This window comes from Xylophilus sp. ASV27 (genome assembly GCF_016428875.1).
Taxonomy (GTDB): Bacteria; Pseudomonadota; Gammaproteobacteria; order Burkholderiales; family Burkholderiaceae_C; genus Xylophilus.
In genome coordinates, this window is record NZ_JAELTO010000362.1 from 1 (window position 1) to 302 (window position 302).

Genomic DNA, 302 nt, shown 5'->3' on the forward strand with positions numbered 1-302 from the left:
AGGCATCGCCTTGGATGCGTTGGAAGCGGCCTTCGGCATCGGTCACCTCGACGTGGTCGATGCGGCCGCCGGCCTCGCGCAGCGCGGTGATGGTGTGGCCCATGCGGAACTGCACGCCGGCCTCGGCCTGTCTCTTATACACATCTCCGAGCCCACGAGACCGTACAGGAAATCTCGTATGCCGTCTTCGGCTTGAAAAGGGGGGGGGGGGGGGGGGGGGGGGGGGGGGGGGGGGGGGGGGGGGGGGGGGGGGGGGGGGGGGGGGGGGGGGGGGGGGGGGGGGGGGGGGGGGGGGGGGGGGG

General features: G+C 75.8%; 1 protein-coding gene. It reads left to right on the top strand.

All coding sequences use genetic code 11. The features are described 5' to 3' along the window. Positions 1–101: 101 nt before the first annotated feature. A partial coding sequence (locus JHD63_RS24420) for a hypothetical protein (protein ID WP_233168572.1) occupies positions 102–302 on the top strand: 201 nt, incomplete at its 3' end.